This window comes from Halomonas sp. (assembly GCF_052095765.1).
In the GTDB taxonomy this organism is placed as follows: Bacteria; Pseudomonadota; Gammaproteobacteria; order Pseudomonadales; family Halomonadaceae; genus Halomonas.
In genome coordinates, this window is sequence record NZ_JBQDJZ010000049.1 from 1 (window position 1) to 9,484 (window position 9,484).

Consider the following 9,484-nt stretch of genomic DNA (forward strand, 5'->3'; position numbering starts at 1 on the left):
AGGCCTGCCGCCAGCGTTCAATCTGAGCCATGATCAAACTCTTCAGTTTAAGATCATATAGTCCGTTAAGCGGACCAAACTTGGCTCAAGGTTCAAACTTCTCAAAAAGATCCAACCACCGAAGTCGTTGTACCTTTGACGAGTCGCTTGCCTTGATATCTGGTGACTGATCACCGACATCCCGACAAGCGCCCACATGAATTACCTGATCAATTGTTAAAGAGCGTCTTGTGTTACCGTAGACTTGGCCTCTGGCCCGATCTGCGATGCCTCACAAGGAAGGCGTATTCTACGCATCCGGTGGAGATTGTCAACCCTCGATGTGAACTTTCTTCATCTCGGTAACGCCTCCCATACGCTTCGTCTTACGCTAACCAGAAAAACATAACCCACTGATTAACAAAGCGTACTTCCTTCTGCTGCTACAGGACATTTGGCTGAACTTTCCGGCCCGTTGCCTGCAGCGGATGCGTACTTTATGACATCACTGAGAGGAGTGCAAGCCCTTTGTAAAAAATCATTAGCTGGCGCCCTAGGGCGCCAGCTTAGGGTATCAACTGGATGACGTTGAAAGTACCGCATCAACGCCGAGTTTCAAGCCGGACTGTACCACTACCGGAGTTCCATGAGGTGATGATCACATCGTAGCGCCCAGCCTCAAGCCGCTGGGTAATACGCGAACCAAGGCCGAGCCCTGGCGCATCATCATTTTCCACCTCAACACCGTTACCGCTCAAATTCAATACGGTGTCAATCGTGGGTGATGTGGCCTCGAGGGTCACGGTGGCCGCTTCATCCAGTATCAACTCATAGGTAAGCGGCCTGCCGGACTGCATATTGCCAATCACAATCTCGTCAAGACCAACATCGCCACTGTTACGCAGAGTTCCTTCGAAAGCATCGCCCTCCACTGCCAGCTTATAGACCCCGTTGCCTGAATAGCTTTGGGCCTCGACGGTATAACTACCCGGCTCAAGCACAGTCGAAATCAGCGCATTGAGATCGCCCCCGCTGTCATCATCACTGATGTCAATACCATTGCCGTGCAGACGAAGCACAGCATCGAAGCTCGATGAGTCAAACGCTAGTGTGAGCTCGGTCGTTTCCTCCAGTGTCAGGCTATAAGTGTTGGGTCCAGCACTACCCAGTATGCCCTGCAAACTGTCGCCCAACGCAAGCTCACCTTCATTGACAAACTCGCCATCAAAAGCAGCTTGTCGGACCTCGAGGCTGTAATCGCCGCCATTCCCATAGCCATCCACGACAACATGATAGCTGCCTGGCATCAGGACGGTCTCCAGCAGCGAGTCAGTACCATTTATTCCGCCACCTCCATCATCGTTGCTGAGGTTCTGCCCTTCACCACTGACTCTTACTATCGTATCGAACTGACTTGAGCTCAGTGCGAGGGAAATCTCAGCGATTTCATCAATGTCCAGGCTGTAACGGTTATGGCTCCCACTTTCCAGCACGCCAGTGATGTTATCGCCATCTCTCAGCGGGCCTTCATTGCGCATGCCGGTCGACAGGTCGTCGGTGCTGACCAATAATTGATAGGCATCACCCAACACCAGCACCTCGCCACCACAGCCTACGCTAGCGGCCGCCGCTGTTCCGGAAGCCGCGGTTATCTCAACCTGATAGTCGCCAGGTTCCAGATACGCCTGAATATGCTGCTCACCATCAACACAGACCGATGTGCGTTCCTGACGCCCCTCACCACTGAGGGAAAGAGCCAGCCCTCTGCCACTGGACAGTGACAGGTCAACACGACTGGCCTGCTTGAGGCTCAGGCTGTGACTCGCCTTGCCATCATCATCAAGACGACCGGCAAGCGGCGTGTCGATAACCAGCTGCCCATCCGAGGCCTGAGAGTCCGGCACCAGACGATATGGACCAAAAGCCTTCGCAGTGCTGCCGCTCACCACAACCAGCGTGCAGTCTTTCTGTCCAGCGCCAACCAGCAGCGACAGCGGCGAACCCCTTTGTCCCTCGACGGCTCCGACAAGCACCCCTTCAGCATCAAAGGCAGTCAAAACGCCAGCAAAAGGAGCATCCAGCGCATAAGACACCACACCGTCAGCTGTCGCGACGGGGCAGACCCAATGAGGAGAATAGCGAGCGCCATTGTTGAGGTTGACCGGACTGGCCATCGTCAGCTCGCCGCTTAGCGCATCACCGGCAGGTGTCTCAGGGGCAGACAAGAAACGCGCATCTTCACGCTGCTGGTCATTACATCCTGCCAGCAAGAAGAGCCCCGCCACAGCGGCAATTACCTGACCTCGGTAGCGAATCTGACGACGAGGCCCTGCTCCCTTGCTGGCCAATATCTTATCCTGCACGCGCACTCTCCTTTGGATATCGAGGGTGGTGGCAAAGCCACTCATTAAAAGCCGAATATAAACAAAGCGACAAGCCAGTGCACCCTGGAACACCAATGGCGCGCCCTGGCAATGCAGCTTGAGGCCTGAAAACTAGCGCCAGAACGACGAGCCATGACGCCACAGTTCGGCAAGGTCCTGCCAGGGCGGCAGCCAGGGCAACAGACCTAACACCAGCAGCACCATCAATAGCGAATTGAATGGCCGGACATAATCGAACAGCTTGAAGGCCGTGCCGAAGGACCGCTTGATTCGCGCACCGCCCAGGTCAACGCTATACAGTTCATCCAGCAGCAGATGAATCAAGCAGCCGATAGTCAATGCGCCCCCTTGAGCCCAGGCCAGTCTGGCAGACTGCTCCAGCAGACGATAGCTGACGGCCGTTACGGCCAGTCCGCACAACCCCGCAGCCAGCCATGAATGCCAGATGCCCCGATGCACCGAAAAACGCTTAAAGACCGCACTCAGCAGGTAGCGCGTACCCAGGTAAAGCCCACAGCACACTACCAGCAAAGTACCGGCATCCAATCTGAGCCGTAAGATAAAGGCGCCAGCAATAACAGCCAGCACAGCAGTGGCATTGAACACCAGGCGCACGGCGCGTGAATGATCGGAGTCGATATCCGGCAGGATGCCGCCAAAAGCGACCAGCACCGCAATGGGTGCGGCTTGTAAAAGGCTCCAGATACCGGAATGCCAGCCACCAAGTGCCAGTACGGCGCCAGCGCCCACTGCAACGGTCATGTGAGTACGAAAATCAGCCACCACTGCTCCATACGCTGTATATAAAACCAGATTATGGACCGAGGTGACCAATAATATCAATTAGTTACAGGGTTAATTCCATGGTCAACCCGTACTGGCTGCCAGGTACTCATCCTTCAGCTTCACATAGTTGCCGGCGGTGTAGGTGAAAAAAGCACGTTCAGCCTCCTTTAATGGACGCAGTTGACGTGCCGGATTGCCGGCATAGACATAGCCACTTTCCAGATGCTTGCCGGGAGTCACGACCGCACCCGCCGCAACGATGACTTCATCATCGACTCGCGCGCCGTCCATCACCATGGCTCCCATACCTACCAGGATACGGCTGCCCAACGTGCAACCATGCAAAATAGCCTTGTGGCCGATGGTGACATCGTCGCCAATAGTCAGCGGATAACCATCGTGATTGAAATCGCTGGCATGAGTGATATGCAAGACGCTGCCATCCTGCACACTGACCCGCTCCCCGATACGAATACGATGCATGTCCCCGCGAATCACCGCCATCGGCCACACCGAGCAATCTTCCCCCAGCACCACATCCCCCAGCACCATGGATTGCGGATCAATGTAAACACGCTCTCCACACTGCGGAGTCACGCCCCGCCAGGTTCTGATGTGATAGCTCATGCTCATGTGATATCTCCTTGTTTCTTCATATCGTTGCTGCCTCAACGGACGCATTGCCACCCACTCACAGAAGGCCTGACGCCAAGACTATCAGCGTCAACGGGATAGAGACCCAGCGCAGCACCTGTCGCCACAGCTGAAAGCCTGTATTGCCGACGCCGAGCGCCTGTTGCGCTATTGGCGCAGGCATCACCCAGACGGCAAAGATGGCGATCAAGAGCCCGCCCACCGGCAGGAAAATCTCTGGCGGAATGGTGCTGAGCAGCGCAAAAACATTCATACCAAACAGAATCTCAACATCGCTGATGGTCGAAAACGACAGCACACAAGCAAGCCCCGCCAACCACACTGCCAGCCCGATGACTGCCGCAGCCTGACCGCGCTTGAGTCCCCAGCCTTGCAGGGTGGCGACCATTGGCTCGGCCATATTGATCGACGAGGTCCAGGTGGCCAGCAACAGCAGCAGGAAAAATAGCGATAGCCACAGCGAGCCAAAAGGTAAGTTGGAAAACGCCACCGGCAGAGTCACAAACATCAGGCCTGGCCCTTCACCGGGGTCCAACCCCTGTGCAAACACCACCGAAAAAATGGCAATGCCGGCCAACAGGGCGACTGAAATATCCAGCACGGCCACCGCCGCCGCTGCCCGAGGCAGGCTCTGACCTTCCGGCATATATGCGCCATACGCCATCAACGCACAGGCGCCTACCGCCAGCGTGAAAAACGCATGCCCCATGGCCTGCACCAGCACCATCGGTGTAACAGCAGAAAACTCCGGCCTGAACATCCAGCTCAGCGCTTGACCGAACCCGCTGGTCGTGGCGGCATAACCCGCCAGCACCAACAGCAACAGATACAACAACGGCATCAGCAGGTTATTAAGCCTTTCCAGCCCCCCAGACACGCCAGAAGCCACCACGCCCATGGTCATGATCAGAAACAGGGTGTGGTTGAAGGTCATCAGCTTGGGGTCAGCCAGAAATGCATCAAAACTCGCGCCCACTTCAGCCGCTGTCTTATCGACGAATTCGCCGTTGATTGATGACACCAGAAACTCGATCGACCAGCCAGACACCGCCGAGTAGAACGACAGAATGCAAAATACGGTGAGGGCACCGAACAGCCCCAGCCAACGCCAGTGCATGCTGCGGCCCGCCTGACCGGCCAGGTAGCCAAGCGAGGCAACCGGACTGCGGCGACCTGCCCGGCCGATCAGGATTTCAGCCATCATGACTGGGAGCCCCAGCAGCAGCACAAAAGCCACGTAAAGCAACAGGAAAGCGGCACCGCCGTTTTCACCAGTGATATAGGGGAAGCGCCAAATATTACCCAGCCCGACCGCAGCACCGGTTACTGCCAGAATAAAGGCACGACGACTGCTCCAGCGTTCCAGCGTCTCATTCATTTGCCGCACTCCGCATCATCCATGTCAAGGCGGGGCAGACTAGCACATTGAAACCCGTAGCGGTCGCCCACATCTAATAGCCATGACGCTTAATATCCAGCGTACCACCTGCGATGACCCGCAGGTGCCAACATAGGGTTTCATACCTTTTTTTATTCTTACCGTTGAGGTCTGCATGTCTGCCAACCCCCTGCTCATGTCCCACACGCTTCCGCCTTTTGCCGAGATCCGGCCAGAGCATGTGGTGCCAGCCATCGAGACCCTGCTGGCCGAAAGTCGTAGCGCTACCCAAGCACTGGTAGATCACGCCACCAGCGAGACACCCGAGTGGGACACCCTGGCCGAGCCACTGGAAGCTCTCAACGACCGACTGGCACGCGCCTGGTCGCCGGTATCACACCTCAACGGCACCATGAACGGTCCGGCCTTGCGTGAAGCCTACGAACAGTGCCTGCCGCTGCTGTCCGATTACAGCACCTGGCTCAGCCAGCACGACGGTCTATTCCGTGCCTGGCAGGCGCTCAAAGACGGCCCGGGCTGGGCAACGCTGAGCGAGGGCCAGCAGCGCGCCGTCAACAACACTCTACGTGACTTTCGCCTCGCGGGCGTCGACCTGCCAGCAGATAAAAAACAGCGCTACGGCGAAATCCAAGCACGGCTGTCGAGCTTGTCCAACACCTTTTCCAACCAGCTAATGGACGCCACCCAGCACTGGCACCTTGACCTGGCCAGCGACAGTCGCCTGGCTGGCTTACCCGACAGCGCCTTGGCGACCTTGGCCGCCAACGCCGAGGCCAAGGGCCTGGCGGGCTACCGCATCACACTGGATTTTCCCAGCTTTTTGCCAGTTGTCACCCATGCTGATGATCGTGAACTGCGCCGCGAGGTCTATACCGCCTTCATCACCCGCGCCTCGGACGTTGGCCCGGACGCCGGGCGCTTCGATAACGCACCGATGATGGAAGAGATTCTGGCCCTACGCGCCGAGCTGGCCAAGTTACTGAGCTATGACAGCTACGCCGACTACTCGCTAGCCACTAAGATGGCCGAGTCTCCGCAGCAGGTTATCGGTTTTCTTGAAGATCTGGCCGCGCGAGCCGTGCCTCAAGCGCGTGAGGAGTTCAGCGAGCTCAGCGCCTATGCCAGCAGCGAACTGGGCATCGCGACCCTGGAACCCTGGGATATCGGCTACGCCAGCGAAAAGCTACGCGAAGCCCGCTATGCCATTTCCCAGGAGCAGCTGCGCCCCTACTTCCCTGCGCCCAGAGTGGTTGAGGGCCTGTTCAAGGTAATCGAGCGGCTCTATGGCCTGAGCGTCGAAGAGGACGAAAACGCACCGCGCTACCATCAAGATGTGCACTTTTACCGCCTGCTCGAACAGGGTCAGCCAATTGCCGGTTTCTACCTCGATCTTTATGCCCGGGAAGGCAAACGCGGCGGCGCCTGGATGGACGAATGCCGCGTACGGCGCCTCAACGGTGACGAACTACAGCTGCCGGTAGCCTATTTGACCTGCAACTTCACTCGCCCGGTGGGCGACAAGCCGGCGCTGCTGACCCACGACGAGGTCACCACGCTATTCCATGAATTCGGTCACGGCTTGCACCACATGCTGACCCGTCAGACCATCGCCGATATTTCCGGCATCAACGGCGTAGCCTGGGATGCGGTAGAGCTGCCCAGCCAATTCATGGAAAACTACTGCTGGGAGCGCGAAGGGCTGAATCTGATTGCCGGCCACGTCGATAGCGGTGATCCGCTACCTGCTGAGCTGTTCGACAAGCTGCTGGCTGCCAAAAACTTCCAGTCGGCCATGGGCATGGTGCGTCAGCTGGAGTTCTCGCTATTCGACTTCCGTTTGCACCTGGCCAAAAGCGCTCCAGATGCAGTAGGCATCCAGGCTCTGCTCGATGAGGTTCGCAGTGCGGTCTCAGTAGTGCCCAGAACGGAGCTCAACCGCTTTCAGAACGGCTTCAGCCATATCTTTGCCGGCGGTTATGCCGCGGGCTACTACAGTTACAAGTGGGCCGAAGTGCTTTCCGCGGATGCTTGGAGCGCCTTCGAGGAAGCCGGCATCTTCGACAGCCACACCGGCCAGCGCTTCCGCCAGACAATTCTGGAGCAGGGCGGTCTTCGCGACGCAGGCGAACTGTTCCATGCCTTCCGTGGCCGCGAACCCAGTGTCGAGCCACTGCTGCGCCATAGCGGCATCCACGCCGCCTGAGTGCAGTCGCCAAACCTGGCTGTCGGGCTTTGCCCGGCGGCCTTAGCAGGGAGACACCCATGAACACCCCCAAACGCTTTATCGCCGGCGCCATTTGCCCGCGCTGTGCCGCACTGGACCGCATCCGTTCCTGGGAGCAGAACGGCGTGCGCTATCAGGAGTGTGTCAGCTGCGACTTTTTCGACCAGAAAGCCGTTGAGGAAGACACCGCCACTGAGCTGGAAACCCGTGTCAATCGCCAGAGTCCTGTGCAACCGGCTGACGAACTACAAACGGTGAAAATACTCGACCCGGGGAAACCATGAAAAACCAGGCTAGGGTGCAGCAGTTCACACCCTGCAGTTCAAAAGCCCACGGCTCTCTTTGAATCAACAGCTTGCTGTCAGCTGGAATGTTAGAATAACTCTCTCGTGGTCTGGAGCAGACCTTACACTGTATCCTTGAATGCGAGGCTCGATCCGTCGCCTCACTCCTGGATGCACATAACGATGACACCATCGGAGAGTTACCATGATGACCAAGCGTTTTTTGACGGCCGCTGTGGCCGGTTCCATGCTGATCGCCGTGAGCGCACAAGCGGACCGTAGCGAATGGCCTGAGAACTTCACCGTTGGCACCGCCAGCCAGGGCGGCACCTATTTCGTGTATGGCTCAGGCTGGGCCAACCTGGTCGCCGATCAGCTCGGTCTGTCTGGCGGGGGTGAAGTCACCGGCGGCCCGACCCAGAATCTGGCACTGGTTCACGGTGGTGATGTGGCCTTCGGCCTGACCACCATGGGACCGGCTGCCGACGCTGTGGCTGGCAAAAGCCCCCTGGCGCCCGGCTTCAAGATGGACAACGTATGCGCACTGTTCCCGATGTACGAGACACCGTTCTCCATCACCGCACTATCCTCCAGCGGCATCACCTCCATTTCAGAGATTCCTGACGGTGCGCGCATCGGTTTCGGTCCGGCAGCGTCAACCTCCGACACGTACTTCCCCGCCATCCTCGAAGAACTGGGTGTCAATTTCGAACGCCGTAACGGTGGCTGGTCTGATCTTGGAAGTCAGCTGCAGGACGGCCTGCTGGACGTTATCGCCTTTGCCGCCGGCATTCCGATCCCCGCTGTCAGTCAGCTTGAAGTACAAACCGACGTGAACATCATCGAATTCACCGACGAAGAGCAGGCGCAAATTCTCGAAACCTTCCCGGTGGCTGCGTTCAATATCCCGGCCAGCACCTACAGCACGCTGGAGGACGAGTCGAGCGTCGTTTCCATGTGGAACTTCGCCATTGCAGGCTGCGACTTGCCAGAAGATTTTATCTATGAAGTGACCAAGGTCACCATGGAAAACAATGACAAGATGCTAAGCGTGCACCGTTCAGCACAGACCAGCATCCCGGAAAACATCGTGCACAACAGCGTACTGCCGTTCCATCCCGGCGCTGTGCGCTGGTATGAGGAAAACGGCTACGAGATCCCGGCCGAACTGATCCTCGACTAAGGTTCATCCTGGCAATCACCGTGCGGCGTACGCCGCACGGTGATCCGATTGATTGTGCGCTTCCCAAGGTAACCCAATGTCCCAGCAACCTGACTCCCGCCACGACGCGGTACTCGATGAGCCTGTTGATGCCATCCTCGCCGAAGGGGTCGACGAAGAAGCCATCGAGTCCAATCGCCGCCTGTTTGAAGGCTGGCAATGGTGGCTGATCGCCATTTTGGCCGTGGCCTATTCCGTATTCCATCTGGTATCACTTAACGTCTACCCGATGGAAACCTGGTCGTTCCGCATCGTTCACGTCTGCGGTGCCCTTATTCTTGGCTACGCCAGTTATGCCGGCTGTAAGTTTGCCGGCGAGCGCCACCACGCCTCTCCGGCGTGGCTCGGCTGGCTCAGCTATGCGCTGTTGCTTCCTGCGGGCTTTGCATTGACCCAGGTCGTAATGATGCAGCGCACAATGGCCGAAGGCGCCATGCGCATTGAGCCCGTCATCGAAAACTGGTACTTCGGCGCTCCGTTGCTTATCGCAACTGGAGCGTCATCGAAAACTGGTACTTCGGCGCTCCGTTGCTTATCGCAACTGGCGCGGCG

General features: G+C 57.6%; 7 protein-coding genes and 1 pseudogene. 4 read left to right on the top strand and 4 right to left on the bottom strand.

The genetic code is table 11. From position 1 onward, the window contains the following. Positions 1-581: 581 nt before the first annotated feature. The 4 genes from ACTH3D_RS07820 to ACTH3D_RS07835 all read right to left on the bottom strand — a co-directional run bounded on the left by ACTH3D_RS07820 (position 582) and on the right by ACTH3D_RS07835 (position 5,181). The gene (locus ACTH3D_RS07820; protein WP_441666505.1) at positions 582-2,342 is read right to left on the bottom strand and encodes a hypothetical protein; all 1,761 of its coding nucleotides are present in this window, start codon (positions 2,340-2,342) and stop codon (positions 582-584) included. Positions 2,343-2,474: 132 nt separating this feature from the next. Further along, positions 2,475-3,146, bottom strand: a complete 672-nt coding sequence (locus ACTH3D_RS07825) for a metal-dependent hydrolase (protein ID WP_441666506.1) — start codon at positions 3,144-3,146, stop codon at positions 2,475-2,477. A gap of 84 nt (positions 3,147-3,230) precedes the next feature. Beyond that, the gene (locus tag ACTH3D_RS07830; RefSeq protein ID WP_441666518.1) at positions 3,231-3,776 is read right to left on the bottom strand and encodes a gamma carbonic anhydrase family protein; all 546 of its coding nucleotides are present in this window, start codon (positions 3,774-3,776) and stop codon (positions 3,231-3,233) included. A 64-nt stretch (positions 3,777-3,840) separates the two neighbouring features. Next, positions 3,841-5,181, bottom strand: a complete 1,341-nt coding sequence (locus ACTH3D_RS07835; RefSeq protein ID WP_441666507.1) for a sodium-dependent transporter — start codon at positions 5,179-5,181, stop codon at positions 3,841-3,843. Positions 5,182-5,356: 175 nt separating this feature from the next. Between ACTH3D_RS07835 and prlC the strand changes: the two genes are divergently transcribed. The 4 genes and pseudogenes from prlC to ACTH3D_RS07855 form a co-directional block, all read left to right on the top strand. Beyond that, the gene (prlC, locus tag ACTH3D_RS07840; protein WP_441666508.1) at positions 5,357-7,405 is read left to right on the top strand and encodes an oligopeptidase A; all 2,049 of its coding nucleotides are present in this window, start codon (positions 5,357-5,359) and stop codon (positions 7,403-7,405) included. 59 nt (positions 7,406-7,464) lie between these two features. After that, entirely contained in the window at positions 7,465-7,710 is a 246-nt protein-coding gene (locus ACTH3D_RS07845; RefSeq protein WP_441666509.1) for a YheV family putative zinc ribbon protein, read from the top strand. A gap of 205 nt (positions 7,711-7,915) precedes the next feature. After that, on the top strand, positions 7,916-8,893 hold the full coding sequence (locus ACTH3D_RS07850; RefSeq protein WP_441666510.1) for a TAXI family TRAP transporter solute-binding subunit: 978 nt from the start codon (positions 7,916-7,918) through the stop codon (positions 8,891-8,893). 76 nt (positions 8,894-8,969) lie between these two features. Beyond that, a pseudogene (locus tag ACTH3D_RS07855) lies at positions 8,970-9,484 on the top strand (TRAP transporter permease); the annotation flags it as partial.